The sequence below is a fragment of the Staphylococcus sp. CoH_129_LAB_1 genome (assembly GCF_058191515.1).
On sequence record NZ_JBXWKZ010000035.1, the window covers coordinates 1 to 24965 of the forward strand.

Below are 24965 nucleotides of genomic sequence, written 5' to 3' on the forward strand. Positions count from 1 at the left end.
TCTCTCTACAACTATAAAAAATAGCTGTGAAGAAATCTATCGTCATAGATTTCTTCACAGCTAATCTTAGTATGTTTTATTAATGAATAAATTTATAATGTCTAACTTGATAAGCTGGAATTGTACGATATGTTAAAATTCCTGGGCTTGCACTAAAGTTCATTTCAGATACTAAAACACTTCCATTACTATTTACGCGTTCTACAAATGCAACGTGGCCATAATAACCTGCATCTGATTGTGCAATTGATCCTACAGTAGGATTATAATCAATTTTATAGCCATCTCTTACAGCTGCATCGTCCCAGTTATTTGCATTCCACCAGTATGTGCTAATACCTTTACCAATTTGAGCACGGCGATTAAATACATGCCATGTGCATTGACCCCAATCATATAAATTTCTATGATGGAAAATTGGCGTATTATAATAGTAATTTGATGATGAACTTGTACTATTTGTATTGCTACTTGATGATGCTGTTCCACTTACGCGTAATTTTTGACCTGGATAAATAAAGAAATTATTTAATCCATTTAAACGCATAATATTTTGATATGTAGTGTTATATTTCCAAGCGATGACTGATAATGAATCACCGTATCTAACAGTATAATAGCTTGAAGAACCAGATGAATTTGAACTACTTTGTGTATGGCTGCTTGAACTTGCTGTCCCTGAAACTGTTAATGTTTGACCTGGAAAAATTAAAAAGCTACGAAGTCCATTTAAATCCATAATGTGGCGATATGTTGTACCATATCGACTAGCAATTGATGATAAACTGTCTCCACTTTTTACAGTATATGTATTGCCTGAGTTACTACTATAAGAATGGGATGAACTAGAACCTGAAACTGTTAATACTTGATTTGGAAAAATAAGATTTGATGTCAAACCATTTAATGATTTTAATTTAGCTATTGAAATGCCATAGCGATTTGAAATAGACCATAATGATTCTCCACTTTTTACTGTATGTGTTGTTGCTGCTTCTGCTTGATGTGCAAATATTGTACTAAGTGCCCCAGTTCCAATAATTGCAGTTGCAAGAACTTTTTTATTCATAAATAAGCGCCTCCTTAATCTTATGCTTATCTTTGGCATGTCCCATGTCAATTGTTGTATTTAACGCTTAGTCTTATTACGTTAATTCTAGTGCTTCAGCTTTAATATTTTCCGCTCAAGTAGTCTACTTATATAAATTAATATATTTTACTATAATATTCCATTTCAATTTGATTACATAATGATGAAATTTTAGTGCAATGCTTATAAAATTAAAACTTTATAAAAAATGATTTCTTTAGTCTAAATATTGCATAACGCAAATAAGAATCTTTTTAAATATGATTATATTTAAACAAAATTTATTATACTATTGAAAATGCTATAAAAAAGAGCGAGACAGAATTCACTTTTGAATTCATTGTCCCACTCCGAGAGTCAAAATAAGCTTAATATATGCGTATTTTTATTTTATTCATTCATCGACAATACATTTCAAATGCCTAAAAATACAATTTATATACTACACTCTTTTAAGTTATTATTTTAAGCTATCTTCAATATCTTTAATTTCTTTTCGAGATAAATTAACTGCTTTTTCACCATCTTTAGTGTCTTTTTTCAATGCCTCTTGTGCTTCTTTACTATGATATAAATCTACAATCTTTTTGTATGTTTTATTATCTTTATCTTTTGAATTAACAGCAATTAAATTAATGTATGGTTTAACTGCATCTGAAGTAGAACTTTCTAAATAAATGGGATCTTTCTTAGCATCTAAACCTGCTTTTGTTGCTACACCATTATTGATAACTGAAATATCAACATCATCTAATGCACGTGCAGTTTGTTGAGCATCTACTTCTTTAATTTTTAAATGTTTAGGGTTGTCTTTGATATCTTTTGTTGTACCACTTAAACCAAAGTTATCTTTTAGTTTAATAAGTCCTGCTGATTCTAATAATTTTAATGCACGTGCTTGGTTAGAAACATCATTTGGAATCATCACTTGTGCGCCATCTTTAATATCTTTAATATCTTTTACTTTTTTAGAATAGATACCTAAAGGTGCTAATACTGTTGTACTAATTGCTTCGATTTTTGCATCTTTATGTGCTTTTTTATATTCATTTAAGAAAGCAAAGTGTTGGAACGCATTCATATCGATATCTCCATCACTTAATGCTTTATTAGGTACGTTATAATCAGAAAAGTGTTTGATTTCTAAATCAATATCATCTTTTTTTGCTAATTCCTTTACTTTTTCCCAAGCAGCAGTATCGTTTGACGCTACACCTACTGTGACTTTCTTACTATTTCCTCCGCCTGAACATGCTGCAAGGACAATAATAGACGCTAATAATAAACCAATTATTCTCTTCATTAAAAAATGCCTCCCTATATAAAAATAATTTATTTAAATAACTAATTTCTACGAATTATTCTAGAAATAAAGTTACCTAATGACTGAATAATTTGTACTATAATAACTAAAACTACTACTGTAATAATAATGACCAAGGTGTCGAAGCGTTGGTAACCATAAACAAGAGCTAAGTCACCAATACCGCCACCACCTACTGCACCAGCCATAGCTGTACTACCAATTAAACCAATAATCGCTGTAGTTATAGCTAATACAAGTGAACCTAATGCTTCAGGTAATAAAAAGTGACGAATAATTTGAAATGGTGATGCCCCCATAGCTTTTGCTGCTTCAATAATTCCATCATCTACTTCTAAAAGTGAGTTTTCTACTAAGCGCGCAATATATGGTGCTACATATATTGTAAGCGGTACAATTGCAGCTGTTGTTCCGATTGAAGTACCTACAACTAATTTAGTAAAGGGTACAATTGCAATTAATAAAATGATAAATGGGATAGATCTTAAAATATTAATAATCGGATTAAGAATTTGATGAATAACTACATTAGGCCAGATTCCATGTTTTCGAGTGACCACAAGTAAAATACCTAATGGAATACCAATCAATGCGCCAATAATTAATGATACTGTCACCATATAAAGGGTTTCATACAATGCTTGCATTAATTGAGATGAATCTATGCTTGAACCAAACATTTAACGCACCTCCTCATATTGAATGTGTCGCTCATTAAAATACGATTCTACTGCATGACGACTAAATTGTGTATCGTGTTCAAAACGTAACCATAAATAACAAATAGTTTCATCTTGAATATCTGACATAGATGAGAATAGAATATTTACATTAAAACTATATTGGTGTATTAACTCGTTCATTAACGGATAATCAATTTGCTTTTTATCTAAGAAAAGTTTGTAATCTGTATAATGATCATCTTCTCTTTCGAATGAGGCACGTAATGCTTTAGAAGGCTCTGTATTAATAACTGTTGACACAAAATTTTGTGCCGTTTTCGTTTTAGGATGACTAAACACATCTTTCACTGTACCGATTTCTACAACTTCCCCTTGTTCCATTACAGCTACACGATTACATATCTTTTGAATCACACTCATTTCGTGAGTAATCATCATAATCGTAACCCCAAATGTTTTATTTACATTTTTAAGTAATTGAAGAATAGAGTTTGTTGTCGCAGGGTCTAATGCACTTGTCGCCTCATCACACAGCAATATTTTAGGATTTGTTACAAGTGCTCTTGCAATTGCTACACGTTGTTTTTGTCCTCCGGAAAGTTCATCTGGAAATTGATTTTTCTTATCTGCAAGTCCCACAAATTCTAGCATTTCTTCAACTTTTTCTTTAATTTCAGAATTATTTTTGTGACTAAGTATCAATGGCATTGCTACATTTTTAAAAACTGTTTTAGAATTTAAAAGATTAAAGTGTTGGAAAATCATTCCTATATCTTTTTTTACGTTGCGAAGTTCTTTTTCACTATATGTATTAATATCATGTCCATCTACAATAACATGACCCTCTGTAGCTTGTTCTAATTGGTTAACTAAACGTACTAGTGTACTTTTACCAGCACCACTATAACCAATCACACCAAACACATCACGCGCATCAATTTTAAAAGAAACATCTTTTAAAGCATGTATGGTTTCTCGTTTCTTTCGAAATACTTTATTTACACCCTGAAATTCAATCACTATGTTCACCCTTATCTAATTCTGATTAAATTCGTATGATATGAAGTATAGGCAAAAGTTGAGGATGCGTCAATATAGTTTTTTTAAAAATTGGAAATTTCAGATATTTTTTAGTATTGAATTACTCTTTTAGTTCCAATATCACAATAAAAATACAAGAGTACAATAAACATCGTTTCAAATTCTATTGCACTCTTGCATTAATACTTTCACTATATTCTATTTATTTAGCGTATCTATCGCTTGTTTTAAATCTTGTACTAAATCTTCAGTATCTTCAATACCAATCGATAATCGAACTAAACCATCTGTAATTCCTTCTTTAGCTCGAACATCTGCTGGAATAGACGCATGTGTCATCAAAGCAGGTACAGAAATCAAGCTTTCTACCGCACCTAAGCTTTCAGCAAGTGTGAAATATTGTGTTTCACGAATTAATTGTTTAGCTGCCTCTGTATCTTTAACTTCAAATGCAACAACGCCAGTATGACCACTTGCTTGAGCGATATGAATATCATGATTAAGATGACTTTCAATACTAGGATGGAACACTTGTTGTACTGATGGATGCTCTTGTAACATCTTCACAATACCTTCTACGTTACGATTAATTTGTTCCATACGTAACCCTAGTGTTTTAATTCCTCGAATTAATAAATAACTATCTTGTGGTCCTAGTACACCACCTGTAGAGTTAGAAATAAATGCTAAGCGTTCGGCTAATTCATCATTAAATGTAGCGACTAAACCTGCAACAACATCACTGTGTCCACCAATATATTTTGTTGCTGAATGTAATACAATATCGATTCCAAAATCTAACGGATTTTGATAGTACGGTGTCATAAATGTGTTATCGACTACAGAAATGAGATGATTTTCTTTCGCAATTTCTGCTGCACGTCGAATATCTGTCACACGTAATAAAGGATTAGACGGCGTTTCGATATATAACATTTTTGTTTCAGATTTAATATAATCTTTGACGTTTTCAATATTTGTAGTATCGACAAAATCCACGTCAATACCAAATCGAGTGAAAACTTTTGTTAAGGCACGATATGTTCCGCCATACACATCAGAATTTAATATTAAATGATCGCCTTTATCTAATAACATAATAACAGCACTAATTGCAGCCATACCTGAACCAAATGCAAAACCATGTTTACCATTTTCTAAATTCGCAATGACACTTTCAATAGATGTACGCGTTGGGTTTGCTGTACGTGAATATTCATAACCTTGTCTTAAATCACCAATCTCATCTTGTAAGTAAGTACTCGTTTGATAAATAGGTGTGGTTACTGCTCCAGTAAAATCATCTGTCGTATGTCCACCATGAATCATTTGTGTTTTTTTCTTCATTATTATTCTCCTTTATATTCAAATATTTTTTTTGACATATAACGATCACTACTATCTGGAAAAATCGTTACAATAATACCTTTATCAATACGATTTTTAATATTTAAAGCACCTTGTAATGCTGCACCAGATGAGCTACCAACAAGTAGTCCTTCTTGTCTGGCTAATCGCTTTACATTTTCAAATCCTTGTTTATCACTTACTGTAATAATATCATCAACTACAGATTCTTCTAAAAATACTGGCCATTTTTCAGAACCAATACCTTCAATATCATGTGAATGAGGTTCGCCACCATTCAATACTGAGCCCTCAGGTTCAACAATAACGTTTTTAACATTAAATTGTTGTAAATGCTTAGCTACACCAGTAAATGTTCCTCCAGATCCTGCACCAGCTACAAAATAATCAATATGTGGTAATGCATCTGTTATTTCTCTTCCAAGTGTATGAGTATAGGCCGCTGGATTGTGTTCAGTTTCAAACTGATTCATATATACTGCATTATATTTATCAGCATAATAACGTGCTTCTTGTTGCGCACCAATCATACCTTTAGCTTTAGGTGTTCGTTTTATCTCAGCACCTAATACTCGCATAATTGAAATTTTTTCTTCTGAAAATCCTTCTGGCGCAAAAATCACACATTTTAATTGATAACGATTAGCGGCCATTGCTAATCCAATTCCTGTATTACCAGCTGTAGCTTCAACGATTGTATCACCTTTTTTAATACGTTTTTCTTTTAGCGCAATTTCTACAAGATATTTTCCTAGTCGATCTTTAATGCTTCCACCAGGATTAAACTGTTCTAACTTCGCATAAATTTGAACGTGATCATCGCTAAAACTTTCTAATAATACTAGTGGTGTTTGCCCTATTAAATCATACGTAATCATATCATTCGTTCAATACATTCATACAATGTTTGAACATACCTACTTTCTATAAACATATTCATTTCCAATATTTAATTGTATATCTTACTTGACCGCTATGAATTATACGCTAACTTACATCTTATTGCAAAAAGCTAGATTTTTTATGTAAAATGTATATGGTTATCGCTTTTAAAATACTCATGTTACGATAAAAAGTGAAATATTGGGAATGAATTGAATTATACGATGAATGAACGCATAAAGGAGAATCGATGATGACATCAAAAACTGACTTATCTTTAGCTGTCTTCACTCAAGAACAATATAAAAGTTTAAATTATAAAAATAGTACATTTAGAAACTCAATGTATGATGAAATCGAAGTAAATAAAAGTCACTTTAAACATTGTGATTTTAGTGAAGGTATTTTTAAGAATGTGAGTACTATTTCAAATTCAAAAATAATCAATTGCAATTTTAATAAAAGTATTTTTGAAAATGTAAATTTCTTTAAAACTATTATTAGTAAATCAAATTTGAGCGTTACCTCATTTGATGAAAATAACTTTAATACATCAACGATTGAACATTCTATTTTCAAAAATAGTAATATACGAAATGTAACATTTAATAATGTTATGTTTAAAAAAGTGATTTTTCAAAATGTCACTATGGATTTGTGTCATTTTGAAAATGTAAAAATGAAGGATTGTGTATTTAAAAATGTCACTATTAATAATTCTTCAATTCCTGAAAAAATATTAAAAGAGTTACGCAAACAAGACGTTACATTTGAAAACATGTAATCTAATTATCAATATAAAAAACAGAGTACAGAACACTTCATGTTCTAGACTCTGTTTTTTATTTTTTAAAATAATTGAACAATAAAAACTAAAATAATAATAACTGGCATAACAAATTTAATTAAAATATACCATGGAGCAAAAAGTTTAAATTTATCTTTTCCAAAACTTTCTTTTAAAGCTTGTTTATCTAATAATTGACCTACAACTAATGTGGTTCCTAATGCTCCTAATGGCATTAAGATATTAGACACAATAAAATCCATATTATCAAAAACTGTACCCGCACCAAACTTAATGCCACTTAAACTGCTAAATGATAGGGTTGCTGGGATACTAATAATAAATACCAATATACTCGCAATGACTGACACATTTTTTCGTTTTGTATTATCATTTTTAGTGAAATTTGAGACATTTAATTCTAGTAAAGAAATAGAAGACGTTAATGCTGCAAATAAAAATAGAATTAAGAAAATAAAATAAAATACAATACCAAATCTCATTTGATCAAATACTAATGGCAACACTTTAAATAATAGTCCTGGTCCTTCTTGAGGTGCATAACCAAATGTTTTTAAAGCTGGAAATATTGCAAGTCCAGCTAATACTGAAACTATAATATTCATAATAACAATTGAAATAGCGGAAGATTTAATAGTCATTTCCTTAGGTGCATAACTCGCATACGTAATCATACCTGTGGTTCCTAATGATAATGTAAAGAACGATTGACCTAACGCAAATAAGACTCCTTTGATTGAAATATCTTCTATTCTTGGTTGTAATATATAGCGAACACCCTCTAACGCTCCATCTAATGTCAATGATTTAGCAACAACAATAATTAAAAAAATAAATAATAAGGGCATCATGATTTTAGAAGCTTTCTCTAAACCTTTTTCTACACCTAACATAACGATAACCATCGTTAAAAGAATAAAAATACCTTGTCCCAAAACAGTTAACCATGGGTTACCAATTATTTTTTCAAAATTAATTTGGGTTAATGACGTGTGCTCAATAAACAATAATTTTAAAAGCACATTCCCAATATATATAACAATCCATCCTCCGATAACACTATAAAAGCCGAATAAAATAAAAACAGCTAAATTTCCATTCCATCCAATAATATTTAACCATTTTTTTCCTGTTAATTTATTATATATCTGAGTTGTATAAGTACGTCCCATTTTTCCTACCGTAAATTCCATAATCAGTAGTGGTAGCCCTACAAAAATAGTAAATATTAAAAATAAAAATAAAAATGCGCCGCCCCCATAAATACCAGCCATATATGGAAACTTCCACATTGCTCCTAACCCTATAGCAGAACCAGCACTTGCTAGGATAAATCCAGTTGAGGTTTTCCATTGTGATTGATTACTCATTTTTCTATCTCCCTTTAACGCGTTAAAGTGTGTATGTAATTAAGTTCTACTCTAACATGTCTGACCAAATAGTGCAATATGCATAAAAATGAGTATTAAAAAAAGATAAGAATAGATGCAGATTACATGTCTAAACTATTCTTATCACTTAAACTTGCTTTTTAATTTATTTTTCAAAATCATACATTATTGATTGACCCTCATCTACTTCTCGAATATTTAAACTTTCAATATGATCAACATTAATATAGTAAACTTGCGAGCCATCTTTTAAAAATAAATATGCTAATTCATCAAACTCGTCAATAATACGCTGTACACATGTGTCGTAGTCTGGACCATGTTGGAATGTTTTAAATTCTTTATACGTATTTCCAGACATCGTTGTATATACCAATAGAAATGTACGTTTCATCATATTACTCCTTTATTCAGATTTGAAAAAAGTTACAACTTGAGCTATAACATCTTCATGCCCTTCTCCGTAAGTCATTAAATGACGACTTAATGGATGACATGTTAAATCTTTGTCATCACTGCCAATATGCTTAAAAATGTAATGTGCGCTATTTTGATAAAAGGCATCATCATTACCTCCATACAGAATACGAGCCGGAGCATGTATACGTTCTAATTCATTAGAAATCGTCGCAATAAAAGCTTTAAATTCTGTAATATACGGTTGATAACATTGAATCGTCTCAAGTTGTTGCTTTGACGTAACTTCATCAAATTTTAATAGTTGATTCATCCGTTGGCCATAACGTTCCATACGCCAAGCAATACTTTTTTCTTCTTTTTCACTTGGTGCAGACATCACTGCTATTTTAGAGATATCGAATAATTCCGCCAACTTTAATGTAAATAGTCCACCTAATGAGATACCAGTTACATAAATAGTGTCAAACCCTTTATTTTTTAAAAATTGATACCCTTCTAATACATCTTTCCACCAATCCTGAATCGTAAATTGAGTAAATTGATCCAAAGGTAAACCGTGTCCATGATAATTTGGTGCAAAGCATGTGAAATTTTCTTCATTTAGTGTCATAGCCAATGGTTTCACATCACGAACAGTTCCTGTAAATGAGTGAAGTAATAATATTGCTTCTTTTCTTGAACCATTTAAATAAATTGGCTTTGGTGATTTGATTTTCATAGTATTCTCCCCTTTTTAAAATACTTATGTTTATAAACTTTTAAGATTTACTTATTTACTAATTTAATATTAAAGAATGGTAACGTCATTAAAAATAAAGCAATCCAAAGCATTCCTAATGAAAGCCCACCAACAACATCAGTTACATAGTGAGCGTGGAAATATAATCGACAACTCAATACACCTATCCAAAACATTACCACAACGATAGCAATACTACATTGCATCACTTTGTTTTTAATTAGTGGAATAACAACAAACAATATAGCTAAAGCAAATAATGTACTAGCATTCGAATGACCACTTGGAAATGAAAATCCTTGATCTACTAAAAGATGGTTATACGGACGTGGACGAGCTATTAATTGTTTAATTAAAAAATTAAGACAAGTTCCTGTGTAAATCGTAACTAATAACCACAATGAAAGTTTAAAATTTTTAAAGAGTAAGATTAGTGCTAAAAATAACGTTATGTAGAGAATGGATTTTACTTCCCCAAAGTTAGCACAAAATGTCATGATTACATGCCAAATTGTACCGTCATAGTACCTACTTGGTTCACCAAAATGGTTAGTCAACCAATGTAATGAATTTAAATCTAATTTTTTCACTAGTGTCGTATGATGAACGACATTCAAAGCCGTTGTTATAAAAATAATTAATCCAATAACAAATATAAAAATGGTTTTGGTTGGTGATACTTCTAATCTATCTTTCATACATTCTTATCCTTTATTACCTTTGATTCTAATATTTTATGAAAATCTTTCAAATGATGTATTTGTTCTCCATATTCATTAAAGTTTGAAAATGATAACCATCTATTAAAGGTTTCTTCAATTTCAAGATATTCATAATCCATCATTGAAAACTATGCTGTATCATGATTTCGTCCTTTATATATATTAGATTATCGAAATATGCCTTCAAATTTAAATCCTAAACGTTCAGCCACATGTTTAGACGATAAATTTAAGTTATCACATTTCCATTCATAGCGTCGATAACCCAAAGTCTCAAATACATACTTTACTAATATATATTGTATATTCGTAACAACACGCGTATGTTTCAAAGCGTTAGAATAAAGCACATTTCCTACTTCAATTGTTCCATGTAAAGAATTAATTCACATTAAAGCTAATAAACCTAATGATTTTCGAGTTTGATATCTTGAATAACAAAGAAGTACTTTTCTTTATTAGCAATAAGTTCTCCTACATACGCCGTAAAGCTTCCTTTATCATAAAACGGCCCACCATAAAGATACGTCCAGTTAGCCTCTGAAGATGTATCACACAATGCATTATATAAATCATCAATATGTTAACTACTTAACTTAATTAATTGATTGTATCGTTCTTTTATACACCTAACATCTGGATATTTGGGTACGTGTTAATGAGTAAGATTTTCTCCAATTGGCTGATTAAATTGATTCGTTCGCATCTCTATCCTCCCCTTTGATGTTAGTTTGATTTTACATTAAATTATAAAAATTAGCTTGTAAAAAAAAGAGATTAGGAATAGTTTTATGCAAATCTTCCTAATCTCTTCTCATATTTATAACATTTTATTTTATAGTAATTTTTCAAAGTCCTTATCTAATTTAAAAATAATAATACGTTCACCAGTAATTGTACTTAAATCACTATGGAAACTTTTAACTTCAATACCTGTAATTTCGAAAACAAGTTGCATTAAATCATCTTGCCCTGATTCTACCAGTTCTGATCGTGTACGTTTAATGTTAAGTAATCCTTCTTGTGTTTCACATACGCGATATTCCGCAGGCGTTAAAATCCCTTGTAAGTTGACGATAATCATATCTCGTAAGATATCTGTTTTTACCGACAACGAGCCTCGCCCGAGAAAATCTTTTTCCCATTGCGTAATTGCTTTACTAATTTCTGCCTCATACATACCTTTCGATTTCGTCATTGCTATAACAAATCTCCTAATGTTTAATTAACACTAGTGTATCATTTTTTAAATTAAAACCGAATATTTTACCAATCTTTAAAACTACCATTTTCATCAATGCTTGCAAGACGTAGCCATTGATGATCGACTTTTTGTTTAAATTTGATGTTATTATTAAGTAATCGTTGAATATAATGATCCGGTGCTTGAATAACCACTAACAAGCGAATCGGAGCATGATAAATTTTATTGTCTCCCGCCATCACAGACTGCCAAGGCAATCCAGCTAATAAATCACTTGAGTTCCCTTGCATAACACCAACGCCAGAGGTAACAGATTGTGTTGTTTTATTACCACTACCATAAAAATGTGGTGCCACTGTAGAAGCATAATATTGTAGATTAATCCATTGTGCAACAAGCGCCGGACCAGAAATAATTGTATTTAATAATTGACCATCGGAATCTTTCGCATAATCATAATTATGTAAAAATGCACGTCCTTCTAAATTACTACCTTCTGTAATACTTCGTTGCCCAATAATAAACTCTGCATTACGTGCTAAACCCCATTCTGGACGGATTTCGCTCCAATCATTTGCAAAGCGATGTGCTTCCGCGATTGGATTTTTCAATTCACTGTCGCTTAAACGAGGTAGTTGAGAAAGACGTTCTAAATTTGCATGGTAACTTACACGCGGCATTGCTTCTTCTAAAATATCAAATGCTTCCTTTGCTTCTGATGTTAACGAAGGAACATAAATCCATTCTAATTCATCAGTTGATGTTTTATGTTCCGCAGCAACAAAAACTGTCTCATCTGGAATATGAATGCCTTCTTTGGCTAATCCTTGACGTACTAAAGGTAAATTACACATCATGGCAAGTAATTTCGCATTAAATCCACTTGAAGCTCCTCCACAAGCACCACATTCTAATGATGCATGATAGGGGTTGTTGTTCGTTTCACTTCCATGCCCTCCAAGTACTACTAATGGCGCAAAATTTGTAGTTAAGTCCATTAGTTGTAATGCTTGTTTTGTAAAGGCAATTTGTTCTTCTTCAGTAAATCCAACAGGTAAATCACTATGTACATGAGTATCTCTATCAATCGTTAGTTTAGCATTCGGTTTTTTCAACCAGTTTTTAGTAAATTTATGAATAAATTGGCCTGTTTTTTTTGGCATTAATGTACTCGCAAGTGTATTTAAACTTAAAAATGGACCACTTAATTCTGGTAATAATAAACTAGGCAGCACATTATATTTCATTAATTTAAAAGTATAGAACATAGAAGTAATAGAATGTTGTTGTTGATTATACGTATTTAATGCATGTCGTTCTGCATATTCTTTAATTGTATATCCAGGAGATACCATCACTGGTAAAGAATCATGACTAAACTGTTCATCTAATGCTTTTTTACGTATAGGCAATCCAAAGAAGCCTGCAATTCCAATAGTTTCAAATGGTCCTTGATTTTCTAAATGACGACGAAATGGTTCAGAACGTACATCGATACAAAATGCAAGTTGAACTTTTATAGATTGTTTGTCACGTTTGACCGATTTATCGTAAATCATCTCAACTAGTTCACGTTCATGAGTTTCTTCCCAAGCTTCTAACCATAATTTCTTGAAGTACAATGGATTAAAATCATGCGCAAACTTCAAATGTTCAATTTGTTCCTCGATGGACATCGCAACCCATTCATCAATAGTCATTTCTCCATAATATAACCATTTACTCACAAGTTCTTTTATTCTTTTTTCAACATTTAAGACTGCCGGACGGCTCATTTTTTCAGTATCTAATAAAATACATTCCATCGTAAGACGTATTGCAAGATATTGAGTTAATAAGTCTTTTTCATGTTCATGTTTTTCAGCACGATAATACATCATACCTGCCCATCCTGGTAGCGATAAAAGATGTCCAGTTAAATAAAATTCGTATTCATCTTCAGCAATGTCTAAATGATTAAGTGCCATGACTAAAGCGTCATCATAATTGTGTGGTAACATTTTAATCATTTTGCGTTGTGTTTTAGTTAGCATTGGATCATATTTCGCTAAATGTAACCAAGCTATATAAAATCCTTCTTCTCGTTTAGGCATTGTCCAACTTGATTGAAAATTATCTAAATATAATTTTGACCACTTAATAATATGAGTATTTAATTCATCCATTAAAGATTCGCCTTTAGCGTTAAATGCATTTGCACTCTTTGAACGCGCATAAACAAACGACTCATTTTCAAATACTTTTTTTAGTTTCGAGACTTCTAATTTTAGATAGGCTTCTTTAGTGATTAAGTCTGTCGGAATATCTTTGATATTCATAGCATTTTTGCAGTACGTATCTACATGTATCTTAGGAATATCCGTGTTATAAGATTGAATAGCTTGCTTTACTTCTTCTTCAACGATATGTTTATCAATCTCACCATTTTCAAGCGCCGTCATTACAGAAGCATGACTTGGATATAGGTCAATATCACGCACATGTTTAAACCATTGAGCAACTTGATCAAATGTTTGATACTCAAGTTCTTCCCATGGATTACGTGCTGCAAAGATTGAAATTGGTGAAAGTGGCGTAATCACACGACGTGCAGATTGAACAACGTCTTCTATATTAATAGTCATGTAAATGTTCACCTCTTATAAATATTTCTTTAAATAATTTGGATGGCTTTCTACAGATTTAAATTTAGCTTCTCCAATTTTAATTAACCATAAGTAAACTTTAGCAAAGGCTGTAGATGTGCGATGGCGAGCGACCCAAATGCTAAAAATACTACCTATGACTAAAATCGCAATACTAATAATGATACTAATTAACGGTGGATGAGCAGGAGCCATATATACATGATTGAGTATGTTAACAAATACTTGATGAGTCACAATATAAACGATTGCAACAACTACAATCATTGAAATACCTATAAAGCGTCCCATTACTCCTTTGTTTAATGCCACAAGTTGATTCCACGATACAGCGATAGACCAAGCCAAGATAAATGCACTAATTAGAATATATGGACTATGATCACTTATCATAAAAAACACTACTGCAATCATAATTGCAAGAGCTCTTCCCAATATCATCCATCCATATGATCGCTTAATATTAGGTGGTGTTGGTATATTAAAACGTCTGACAACTGATCCTGATTGTAAGAATAATGTGGCTTTAAATACACCATGTAGTATTAAATGGATAATCGCAGCTGAATAAACACCCATCGCACATTGAACGAGCATAAACCCCATTTGACTCATCGTTGATCCAACAAGTTGTCGTTTATAATCAACGTGCACTAAACTGATGCCTGAACCAATCAATACTGAAATGCTAGAAATAATTAATAATATTGTTAGAGCAATAGAATTATCAAATACTGGTGAAAAACGCGTTAAAATAATACCACCCGCATTAACTATACCGGCATGCATAATAGCTGATACAGGTGTAGGCGCAACAACCGATTCAATTAACCAACTCTGAAATGGATATTGAGCGGCTGGAATAATAACAGCAACGACAAGCACCAAATCAATAGTCAATTTTAGACCATAATTTAGAGCATAGTCATAGTTTTGGGAAGGATCAATTGTCCATTCTCCTGTTCCTATGTATAGCAAAATAACCGCAAGTAATAGCGCTAACCAACCAATAACAAACGAACGTGCAGAAACTTTTGCTGCCTCCGCTGGAACTTTCCACGTTTTATTCAATCTAATTAGTTGAGTTAAACAAAATAAGGTTAATCCCCAGCATAAAGTCATTAAACGCAAGTCATTACTTAACCATCCTAGTGAAGCAAAAACAGTTGTAAACGTATATAAAGGAAAATACTTACGATAATTGTGATCTCCTAATAAATAACGCGTTGAGAACTTTTGAATAATAAAACCTAACGCTAAAACAAAAGCACCAACTAACCAAGCAAATTTATCTAATGCAAATATACCAATAATTTCTCTTTCGTTTATAGTCACTAACCCTACGATACCTACAATAACTGGTAATAGAAGCAAAGCTAAGTGAAATCGTATGTATTTAACCGGAACTGAGGGAATTAAAAATACTAATCCACTTAACGCTGCAATAATAAGCGTTATAAAAAATAATATAAGTAAACTACTCATACTTAACATTATGATTCCTCCACTTTCGAACTGTAACTTATATACAACTATTGCTTATAATATAATAAAACACCTACAATAGTTTAGTTTTATCCTATTAAAAAGGACGACTATCTATTGTAGGCTTCTTTTATGCTCATTCAATATATTTATTAATGCTCTTTAAGCAACCTATAATTTAGATTTAAGTACATCTGTCTTATCCTTCAATTAAACAATAAAGTAACTATACTTTTTGTCTCATTGCTTGATATAAACCGATGTATAATTTAATGTACATTAAATACAATATATGAAAATATCAACTAAAAGTCAAATCTCTAATATAAGAGATAATAGTCATATCACTTCAACTGTCATTTTTATATCAGTTTTGATAAGATAATCTATCAAAATGTATTATAAATTCAGTCTTTACTTACTAATATATAAAAAGAGTTTGAGACGATAATGTATGTCCCAAACTCTCGTGGATAAAATGAATTTACTTCATTACTTATAAAATAACATACTTCTCTCAATATTCATGTAACAATTCTGTGAAAACGCTTAATTTTTTTTGTATATTTCTTTATATTTTATTTGATTTTTTTGAATATCACATTTTTTATTTTAATACTAAATCAGTCTTTGTACTGATAACTTTAGTGCTTTAACAAGTTAAACTAGATTAAAATAAAGAAAGGTATAATGCTTATGCAAAATAAACAATATACATTAACCATTCCATTTATAATAAGTACTATCATTTTTTAACAACTATTTTTTCCATTTTTACTAAGTCGTTATGGACACATATATTAGATCTACAGTCATTCCAGTGGTTCTTAAACACGTTTGGTGAACCAAAAATGAATTTTAAAGGTAATTGGTTCAATGACTTTATGACATTTTTAACATCATATGAAGATATTGCAACCTTTATTATCCTTACGCTTGTCATCGCAGCTATCGCTTTAATTAAGCGACGCTTATTATTAGCAATATGGTTGCCCGCAACAGTAGCTTCAACAGGTATTGTAGGTATTGCAATAAAAGACATTGTTCATCGTTCAAGACCTTATGATCACTTAGCCATCGATACAGGATTTTCATTTCCAAGCGGACATTCTCTAACAAGTACGATTGTTATTTTCGTTCTTATTTTTGTCCTTATCCCTAAAATAAGAAATATTTGGATAAAATGCTTATTAAATATAGGGTTAATGGTAATATGGTTAGGTATTTTATTTTCAAGATTATATTTCCATGCTCATTGTAGTTGGCGGTGTACTCTTTAGTTTTTCATGGTTATTAATGTCAATGATGGTTTATCAATATGTTCTTCAAAAAGTAAACCATAGATCCTCATTACAACAAAGACGACCATCATTTCAATCAAAAAAATATCATAAACGTTTAAATCATTGAATTTAATAAAAAAAGCGAGCATTTCTCACGAAAATACTCGCTTTTTTTATGGGCTACTCCCATTCTATAGTGCTTGGTGGCTTAGAAGTAATGTCATAGACCACGCGGTTTACGTGATCTACTTCATTAACAATACGACTTGAAATTTTTTGTAACACTTCCCAATCGATACGTGCAAAATCACTTGTCATACCATCAATTGATGTTACAGCACGAATACCTACTGTATGGTCATACGTACGATAGTCACCCATAACACCTACAGATTGAATACCTGGCAGTACTGTGAAGTATTGCCAAATCTCTCTTTCAAGACCTTCTTCTCGAATTACTTCACGTAAAATTGCATCAGATTCACGAACGATTTCTAATTTATCTTCAGTAATTTCACCTAACACACGAATACCTAAACCAGGACCTGGGAATGGTTGTCTCCATACTAAATGCTCAGGGATACCTAATTCAATACCTAATGCACGAACTTCATCTTTAAATAATGTATTAATAGGTTCAATCAATTCAAATTCCATATCTTCAGGTAATCCACCTACATTATGGTGGGATTTAATTGTTTGTGCTGTCTTCGTGCCTGATTCAATCACGTCTGTATAAAGTGTACCTTGTGCTAAGAAATCAACATCTGTCAATTTAGCCGCTTCATCGTCAAATACATATACAAATTCATTACCAATAATTTTACGTTTTCTTTCTGGATCAGATACGCCTTTTAGTTTTTCCATAAAACGTTCTTTGGCATTGACACGAATAATGTTCATATCAAAGCCTTCACCGAATTGTTCCATTACCATGTCTCCTTCGCCTTTACGAAGTAAACCGTGGTCTACAAAAATACATGTTAATTGGTCTCCGATGGCCTTATGCAATAATACTGCAACAACTGATGAATCTACACCACCGCTCATTGCACATAATACTTTGCGATTGCCTACACGTTCACGAATTTTTTCAATTTCAATTTCAATGAAGTTTTCCATTGTCCATTCACCTGTACAATTACATACACGACGAACGAAGTTTCTTAATAAATCATTACCATATTCTGTGTGACGTACTTCTGGGTGGAATTGTACGCCATAAATACGACGTTTTTTATCTTCGATAGCAGCATAACTTGTGCTTGGACTATCAGCAATAACTTCAAAACCTTCAGGAATTTCAATAACTTTATCTGAATGACTCATCCACACTGTTTGTTCTTCTGGTAAACCAAAGAATAATTCATCAGATTTTGCTTTAATAATTGCTTTACCATATTCACGTTCATTTGCACGTTCAACTTTGCCACCTAATAGTTTTGTTGTAAGTTGCATACCGTAACAAATACCTAATACTGGAATACCTAAATTATAAATCTCAGGATCAATAGTAAATGAATCTTCTTCATAAACTGAGTTTGGACCTCCTGAAAGAATAATACCTTTAGGATTCATACGTTTAATTTCATCGATAGAAATTTCATGATCGTGTAATTCACTGTAAACGCCCATTTCACGAATACGACGTGTAATTAACTGGTTATATTGACTACCGAAATCTAAGACAAGAATTAATTCTTGTTCTTTAGCCATTTCCATAATAGTAAATCTCCTTTAAATTTAATTTATGTAAACAATAGAAAGACGCTTTTCATACTTATAGAGACAACAAATATTTTCAATCTCTACAAACATTTTATAGAAAAGCGTACTTTCTTAATTGAATCGCTTCTTGCTCACTTTACATTAAAATGAATAATTTGGTGATTCTTTAGTAATTTGTACGTTATGTGGATGACTCTCAGCTAAACCTGCAGGGCCCATACGTGTAAATTGTGCTTCTTCACGTAATACTTTTAAATTTGGTGAACCAGTATAACCCATACCAGCTCTTACTCCCCCCATAAGTTGATAAATTGTATCTTGTAAAGGTCCTTTATATGCTGTACGTCCTTCAATACCTTCTGGAACAAATTTTCTAGGAGATTTATCTTCTTGGAAGTAACGATCATTTGAACCTTTTTCCATTGCTCCAAGAGAACCCATTCCACGGTATACTTTATATTGTCTACCTTGGAAGACTTCAGTAGCACCTGGGCTTTCTTCAGTACCAGCTAATAAGCTACCTAACATAACAGCATGACCACCAGCCGCTAATGCTTTAATAATATCACCAGAGAACTTAATACCACCATCCGCAATAATCGCTTTACCATGTTTACGTGCTTCAGTAGCACAATCATAAACTGCAGTAATTTGTGGGACACCTACACCTGCAACAACACGTGTTGTACAAATTGACCCAGGACCGATACCTACTTTAACCACATCTGCACCTGCTTCAAATAAAGCACGTGTGGCTTCAGCAGTTGCAACATTTCCTGCAATAATTGTAAGTTCAGGATATTTATCTTTCATTCTTTTAACTTGATTGATAACACCTTTAGAATGTCCATGAGCTGTATCAATAATTAGTGCATCTACGCCTGCTTCTACGAGTTTTTGTGCACGAATTTCTGTGTCTTTAGATGTGCCAATAGCGGCAGCTACAAGTAAACGACCATGCTCATCTTTCGCTGCATGAGGGAATTCAAGTACTTTTTCTATATCTTTAATTGTGATAAGGCCTTCTAAACGACCATTTTCTACTAACGGTAATTTTTCAATTTTATGTTCTTGAAGAATTGCTTCCGCCTCATCTAATGTTGTACCAACTGGAGCTGTAATTAAATTTTCTTTAGTCATTACATCTGAAATTTTAATCGAGAAATCTTCAATAAAACGTAAGTCACGATTTGTAATAATACCAACGAGTGCTCTTGATTCTTTATCTTTTACAATAGGTACACCTGAAATACGATATTTACCCATTAATGCTTCTGCTTCATAAACACTTTCATCTGGTGTTAAGAAGAACGGATTCGTAATAACACCACTTTCTGAACGTTTTACTTTTTGTACTTCATCAGCTTGCTCTTCAATGCCCATATTTTTATGAATAACACCTAAACCACCTTGACGTGCCATGGCAATAGCCATTTTAGATTCAGTTACTGTATCCATACCAGCAGAGATAACTGGAATATTTAATTTAATTTTATCTGATAATTCTACGCTTAAATCAACATCACTTGGTAATACGTCAGATGCAGCTGGAATTAACAAAACATCGTCAAAAGTTAATGATTCTTTAGCAAACTTATTTTCCCACATTTATAATACAGCCTCCATTTTTTATATAGTTAGTCTTATTATTTCACATTTTCGTCGTTTTGTTTATACTTTAGACCATTAAAAAAGAAATTAAGAATAATAGCAGAGATTGCTCCTAAAACAATGCCATTTTGAGTTAACCAAGCGAATTGTTCACCTAAAGCTTTAAATGCTTGAGGTACAGCGCTAATTCCTGTACCAAGTCCAACTGATACAGCAATAATCAATAAATTATTTTGATTCTTAAAGTCAATATTTCCTAAAATACTTACCCCATATGCCATTACCATACCAAACATTGCAATCATTGCGCCGCCTAATACAGGTAAAGGAATGATATTAGCTAGAGCACCTAATTTAGGTATGCAACCACATATTAAAAGTAAGACAACCATACCATATATAATTTTATTTTTCTTAGCTCCAGAAAGTGAGACAAGCCCTACGTTTTGCGAGTAGGCAGTATAAGGGAAAGAATTAAAAATTGACCCTAAAATGATAGCTAGACCTTCCGCAGTGTAACCCTTACGAAAGTCTTTACGTTCAAGCTTACGACCAGTAATTTCACTTAATGCATGATACACACCTGTCGATTCGATTAAGCTCACAATTGCTACAATAGTGAATACTAAAGTTGCACCAACATCAAAGCCAAATCCCGAAAATCGGAATGGGCGTGGCATACCAAACCAATGTGCATCACCAACTTGGCTAATATTAACTAATCCAAATAGGCTAGCCAATATAGTACCCACAACTAGACCAATTAAGATTGCAATAGATTTTAAGAAACCTGTCGTAAAACGTTGTAATAACAGAATAACAACAAGCGTTATCCCACCTAAAATTAAATTCTTAGGATTACCATAGTCTTTAGCGCCTTGTCCACCAGCGAGATAATTCATAGCTACAGGCATTAAGTTAATACCAATAATTGTAACTACACTACCTGTAACAACTGGAGGGAAGAATTTCACTAAATAAGAAAAGAAAGGTGCAATCGCAACAACTAAAATACCTGATAAGAATAATGATCCATATAATATATCTAAACCTTTAGTTTGACCTATTAAAATCATAGGTGCTACTGCAGTAAAAGTACATCCTAATACGATAGGCAACCCTGTACCAGTTATCTTATTTGCTTGTAAAAATGTTGCAATCCCACACATAAAAATGTCTACTGTAACTAAATAAGCAATCTCTTCAGGTGAAAATTTTAAACTTGTTCCTACAATGATAGGTACTAGAATGGCACCTGCATACATTGCTAATAAATGTTGCAAACTTAAAATTAAATTTTTCATTCGTCTTCCCCTAATAAAGTTACTTTATTCCCTTTTAAGGAAGCAACTTTACATAAAGAAGATACCGTTAAACCTGCATCTTCTAATCTTTGTCTCCCATCTTGGAAACTTTTTTCTACAACGATACCTATTCCTACAGTTTCTGCTTTAGCTTGTTGAGCGATATCATACAAGCCTAGTGAAGCATCACCGTTCGCTAAGAAATCATCAATAATAAGTACTTTGTCTTCAGCACCTAAAAATTCTTCAGATACGATAACAGTACTTGTTTTATTTTTAGTAAATGAATGGATGTCAGTACTATAAAATCCATCTTTTAAAGTACTTGGCTTTGCTTTTTTTGCAAATAAGCATGGCACGTCGAAATGCAATGCGGCCATGATTGCAGGAGCAATCCCGGAAGCCTCAATTGTTAAAATTTTTGTAATACCTTTATTCTTAAATTGTTCATAAAATGTTTGACCCACTTCATACATTAACTTGGCATCAATTTGATGATTTAGGAATCCATCAACTTTTAATATTTTTTCATCAATAACTACGCCGTCTTCCTTGACCTTTTGTTCGAGCGCTTCCACTTCAAAACCTCCTAAATTTTATATAAAAAAACCCGAAACTCTTTTATAGTTTCAGGATCTATAAGTGAACAAGTACGATACACTTTCATTTGTAACTTAGAAGTAAATAAATTAGGTTTGTATATGATAAACAATACTTTACATTATACAAATAATGTATGGCACAAGACCTCTTAGACAACCCTCAGACTATTCATTAACTTCCTTACTTTTGTACTTGGACTCATAGTCGCGTTGTTTATGGCAACACGGTAGAAACTTCTAAAGCCATATTCTTCAGATTATATGAGCAATATAAATTATTTAATGATAATAGCAAATTTTAAACTTATTTTCAATAACAGTAGGAGAGATTATCCTTGTATTCATGCTATTTATAAATGTAAGCGTTTAACAAATGTATTTGTAAAACTCATATTTTTAATTATATAATAAGTATAAATACGTTTTATATCTTTTCATTAGGGTATAATTACTTAAAAGTAGTATGAAACGATGGAGGACGATGAATATGCCAGATATTACAGTTCTAGATAATGAAAATCAAATTTACAATGTAATTGAAAAGAAAAAAGCAGAAGGATATTCAGAAAATGAATTATTTGTTATTAGTAAATCTAAATTACATTCAGACGATTTACATAACTCTCAAGCGACTCTCTTAGCTACAAGCGGTTCGTTCAGTGATCGTATGTCACGCTTATTAACTGGTGAGGATGGTGAAGAAGCTGTATTAAACAACTTTAAATTATCTGATAGCCAAACAGAACAATATAAAAAAGATGTGCTTGATGGCAAAATTTTAGTAGTTGCTAGAAAAGACTCTTCTTCACATAACGAAGTTGAAAAGAACAATTCAGCTTATGAGGAAGTTGATATTACTCATTACGCTAATGAGTCTAATGGTCCAAAATCTTAAAACACACGTTAAACTAATCATTATATTTAATAATGTCGATTGTTAACTAAAAATACTTTTTAAACATTAACAATCAAAATAAATATATACTTCTTTCAAAGTAAAGTGTTAGTCATTTATAACTTTGAAAGAAGTTTTTTAATATATTTTGAATTATGATGTGCTACTTTACAAATGTGCTATACTTAAAAAAATAATTGCGGGAGAGTCACTATGAAATTTCACACTATTCATTCTTTAGAAGATGCATTTTATCAAAAGGCCGTCGATTTTTATAATAAACAATTAGATGTTGATTTTTTTGAAGACAGTGCTATCACAAAACGTTCCTTACAAAATAATAAAACAGAAAATGACTACGTTTTTATTGTTGGTGTTGAGAATGAAGATATTATCAGTTTAGCTTCAGCTCATTACGAAGCAACAACAAATTCTGCATTTTTAGTCCATTTATTAACTGTATCTAATTCAAGCTATGAAGAAATAATATCTCAAACTTTAAATGAAGTTGAGACACAACTAAATGCATTATCTAACAAAGTGCATTCTAGAGATATTAACTTTTTAATGATTGAAGTCCCAAAATATAATAATATATTAGATAAGCAATTAATTAAACGACGTCATCATATCTTAATTAAAAATGAATTTGAACAACAACATGACATCGACTATTTTCATCCTAATTATACATTTGAAGAAACACCTATACCTACTGACTTATTTATCAAATCTAACATTGAACTTACAAAAGACATCTATCCTGCTAGTGTGAAATCTAATTATATTCTTAAATATGTATTTGCGAATGGAATTTCTAGAAATATTATATATCCCCTTTTAGAGAAAATGAATTTACGTTTACCCTTATAGAATACTTGAAAAGAGCGATTTAAAAGGTTAAACTAATATGCGAGGTTAGACTGACGCGTCACTAACGGAAGACAAACGTCAGTGTAAATGAATAATAATATATAGATACGAAAGGACTTCAAATTATGTTAACTAAAGAATTCGCTCAACGTGTCGAACTAAGTGAAAAACAAGTCCGTAAAATCGTCCAACATTTAGAAGAACGAGGATATCAACTTAGTAAGACTGAATATCGTGGTCGAGAGGCCACGGACTTTAAGGAAGAAGATATCGAACTTTTCCAAGATATCGCTGAAAAAGTTAAACAAACTAATAGCTATGATTTAGCTTTCGAAGAATTAGAAAAAGAAAAAGACTTCTTACAAGTGATTGTTAAAGAAAATCAACAACAGCTACCAAGCGATCAAGGCATCACGCAGTTAGTGGATGATTTACGTACGGAAATACAAAAAATGCGTGAAGAACGTCAAATGTTAGGTCAGATGATTACTCAAGTTCATCAACAACAAAATGAACTTAAAGAATTACAAAGTCAAATTACTGAAAAATTAGAAGCAAATAATGAATCATTAACTGCTATCCAAACAGCTCAAAAAGAACAGTCTGAGTATACTAAAAATAATTTAGTGAAAGAAATTAATGATAACAATCAACAAGCAATTGATTCTTTAAAAGAACATCAATCATATATTTCCAATTCAAATGAGAAAAAGGGATTCTTAGCTAGACTATTTAACTTTTAATATAAAAATTCATATAATGAAACTTACTAAAAGAGGATCGAATTAATAAGGCACTGAACCCTTAAAATGGGAACTTAATAAAAACACTATGTTCTAGGCTGCTAATTCTCTGTATTTTACAGGG

At 31.7% G+C, this 24965-nt stretch carries 23 protein-coding genes, 1 pseudogene and 1 riboswitch; of the genes and pseudogenes, 5 read left to right on the forward strand and 19 right to left on the reverse strand.

What is annotated here, in order from left to right:
• Positions 1 to 79: 79 nt before the first annotated feature.
• From AC2FB1_RS09620 to AC2FB1_RS09645, 6 genes are all read right to left on the reverse strand, one after another.
• The gene (locus AC2FB1_RS09620; protein WP_490675014.1) at positions 80 to 1069 is read right to left on the reverse strand and encodes a CHAP domain-containing protein; all 990 of its coding nucleotides are present in this window, start codon (positions 1067 to 1069) and stop codon (positions 80 to 82) included.
• A 481-nt stretch (positions 1070 to 1550) separates the two neighbouring features.
• On the reverse strand, positions 1551 to 2393 hold the full coding sequence (gmpC, locus tag AC2FB1_RS09625; protein WP_490675015.1) for a dipeptide ABC transporter glycylmethionine-binding lipoprotein: 843 nt from the start codon (positions 2391 to 2393) through the stop codon (positions 1551 to 1553).
• Between the two features lie 41 nt (positions 2394 to 2434).
• The gene (locus tag AC2FB1_RS09630) at positions 2435 to 3094 is read right to left on the reverse strand and encodes a methionine ABC transporter permease (RefSeq protein WP_490675016.1); all 660 of its coding nucleotides are present in this window, start codon (positions 3092 to 3094) and stop codon (positions 2435 to 2437) included.
• Complete coding sequence (locus AC2FB1_RS09635) at positions 3095 to 4117, reverse strand: methionine ABC transporter ATP-binding protein (RefSeq protein ID WP_490675018.1); 1023 nt, start codon at positions 4115 to 4117, stop codon at positions 3095 to 3097.
• A gap of 219 nt (positions 4118 to 4336) precedes the next feature.
• Complete coding sequence (locus AC2FB1_RS09640) at positions 4337 to 5485, reverse strand: bifunctional cystathionine gamma-lyase/homocysteine desulfhydrase (protein WP_490675019.1); 1149 nt, start codon at positions 5483 to 5485, stop codon at positions 4337 to 4339.
• A gap of 2 nt (positions 5486 to 5487) precedes the next feature.
• Entirely contained in the window at positions 5488 to 6384 is an 897-nt protein-coding gene (locus AC2FB1_RS09645) for a PLP-dependent cysteine synthase family protein (RefSeq protein WP_490675020.1), read from the reverse strand.
• Positions 6385 to 6641: 257 nt separating this feature from the next.
• Here AC2FB1_RS09645 and AC2FB1_RS09650 point away from each other — a divergent pair, with 257 nt between their 5' ends.
• Positions 6642 to 7172: a pentapeptide repeat-containing protein gene (locus tag AC2FB1_RS09650; RefSeq protein WP_490675021.1), complete on the forward strand. Its 531-nt coding sequence runs from the start codon at positions 6642 to 6644 to the stop codon at positions 7170 to 7172.
• Between the two features lie 65 nt (positions 7173 to 7237).
• Here AC2FB1_RS09650 and AC2FB1_RS09655 read toward each other — a convergent pair whose 3' ends face one another.
• The 9 genes from AC2FB1_RS09655 to AC2FB1_RS09695 form a co-directional block, all read right to left on the reverse strand.
• Positions 7238 to 8566 carry a sodium-dependent transporter gene (locus AC2FB1_RS09655; protein ID WP_490675022.1) on the reverse strand — a complete coding sequence of 443 codons (1329 nt, stop codon included), beginning with the start codon at positions 8564 to 8566 and terminating at the stop codon, positions 7238 to 7240.
• Positions 8567 to 8732: 166 nt separating this feature from the next.
• Positions 8733 to 8981 carry a hypothetical protein gene (locus AC2FB1_RS09660; protein WP_490675023.1) on the reverse strand — a complete coding sequence of 83 codons (249 nt, stop codon included), beginning with the start codon at positions 8979 to 8981 and terminating at the stop codon, positions 8733 to 8735.
• Between the two features lie 12 nt (positions 8982 to 8993).
• On the reverse strand, positions 8994 to 9725 hold the full coding sequence (locus AC2FB1_RS09665) for an alpha/beta hydrolase (protein ID WP_490675024.1): 732 nt from the start codon (positions 9723 to 9725) through the stop codon (positions 8994 to 8996).
• A gap of 47 nt (positions 9726 to 9772) precedes the next feature.
• Complete coding sequence (locus AC2FB1_RS09670) at positions 9773 to 10444, reverse strand: phosphatase PAP2 family protein (protein WP_490675025.1); 672 nt, start codon at positions 10442 to 10444, stop codon at positions 9773 to 9775.
• Between the two features lie 191 nt (positions 10445 to 10635).
• Entirely contained in the window at positions 10636 to 10818 is a 183-nt protein-coding gene (locus AC2FB1_RS09675; protein ID WP_490675026.1) for a GNAT family N-acetyltransferase, read from the reverse strand.
• Between the two features lie 56 nt (positions 10819 to 10874).
• Entirely contained in the window at positions 10875 to 11027 is a 153-nt protein-coding gene (locus AC2FB1_RS09680) for a hypothetical protein (RefSeq protein WP_490675027.1), read from the reverse strand.
• A gap of 276 nt (positions 11028 to 11303) precedes the next feature.
• Positions 11304 to 11666 carry a Na-translocating system protein MpsC family protein gene (locus tag AC2FB1_RS09685; RefSeq protein WP_490675028.1) on the reverse strand — a complete coding sequence of 121 codons (363 nt, stop codon included), beginning with the start codon at positions 11664 to 11666 and terminating at the stop codon, positions 11304 to 11306.
• 68 nt (positions 11667 to 11734) lie between these two features.
• Entirely contained in the window at positions 11735 to 14296 is a 2562-nt protein-coding gene (locus tag AC2FB1_RS09690; protein ID WP_490675029.1) for a DUF2309 domain-containing protein, read from the reverse strand.
• Positions 14297 to 14311: 15 nt separating this feature from the next.
• Entirely contained in the window at positions 14312 to 15811 is a 1500-nt protein-coding gene (locus AC2FB1_RS09695; protein ID WP_490675030.1) for an NADH dehydrogenase subunit 5, read from the reverse strand.
• A gap of 842 nt (positions 15812 to 16653) precedes the next feature.
• Here AC2FB1_RS09695 and AC2FB1_RS09700 point away from each other — a divergent pair.
• Positions 16654 to 17082, forward strand: a complete 429-nt coding sequence (locus tag AC2FB1_RS09700) for a phosphatase PAP2 family protein (protein ID WP_490675031.1) — start codon at positions 16654 to 16656, stop codon at positions 17080 to 17082.
• A 183-nt stretch (positions 17083 to 17265) separates the two neighbouring features.
• Here AC2FB1_RS09700 and guaA read toward each other — a convergent pair whose 3' ends face one another.
• The 4 genes from guaA to xpt all read right to left on the reverse strand — a co-directional run bounded on the left by guaA (position 17266) and on the right by xpt (position 22306).
• Positions 17266 to 18807: a glutamine-hydrolyzing GMP synthase gene (gene guaA / locus AC2FB1_RS09705; protein ID WP_490675032.1), complete on the reverse strand. Its 1542-nt coding sequence runs from the start codon at positions 18805 to 18807 to the stop codon at positions 17266 to 17268.
• Between the two features lie 147 nt (positions 18808 to 18954).
• Positions 18955 to 20421 carry an IMP dehydrogenase gene (gene guaB, locus AC2FB1_RS09710; protein ID WP_490675033.1) on the reverse strand — a complete coding sequence of 489 codons (1467 nt, stop codon included), beginning with the start codon at positions 20419 to 20421 and terminating at the stop codon, positions 18955 to 18957.
• 38 nt (positions 20422 to 20459) lie between these two features.
• Positions 20460 to 21728: a xanthine permease PbuX gene (gene pbuX, locus AC2FB1_RS09715; protein ID WP_490675034.1), complete on the reverse strand. Its 1269-nt coding sequence runs from the start codon at positions 21726 to 21728 to the stop codon at positions 20460 to 20462.
• Positions 21725 to 22306 carry a xanthine phosphoribosyltransferase gene (gene xpt / locus AC2FB1_RS09720; RefSeq protein WP_490675035.1) on the reverse strand — a complete coding sequence of 194 codons (582 nt, stop codon included), beginning with the start codon at positions 22304 to 22306 and terminating at the stop codon, positions 21725 to 21727. The genes pbuX and xpt overlap by 4 nt, the downstream gene beginning before the upstream one ends.
• 206 nt (positions 22307 to 22512) lie before the next feature.
• Positions 22513 to 22615, reverse strand: a riboswitch (purine riboswitch).
• A gap of 202 nt (positions 22616 to 22817) precedes the next feature.
• Between xpt and AC2FB1_RS09725 the strand changes: the two genes are divergently transcribed.
• The 3 genes and pseudogenes from AC2FB1_RS09725 to AC2FB1_RS09735 form a co-directional block, all read left to right on the forward strand.
• Positions 22818 to 23225, forward strand: coding sequence for a general stress protein (locus tag AC2FB1_RS09725; protein WP_490675036.1), 408 nt, complete (start codon positions 22818 to 22820; stop codon positions 23223 to 23225).
• A 213-nt stretch (positions 23226 to 23438) separates the two neighbouring features.
• The gene (locus AC2FB1_RS09730; RefSeq protein WP_490675037.1) at positions 23439 to 24098 is read left to right on the forward strand and encodes a hypothetical protein; all 660 of its coding nucleotides are present in this window, start codon (positions 23439 to 23441) and stop codon (positions 24096 to 24098) included.
• A gap of 125 nt (positions 24099 to 24223) precedes the next feature.
• Positions 24224 to 24706 (forward strand): annotated as a pseudogene (locus tag AC2FB1_RS09735) (DNA-binding protein); the annotation flags it as partial.
• Positions 24707 to 24965 lie beyond the last annotated feature (259 nt).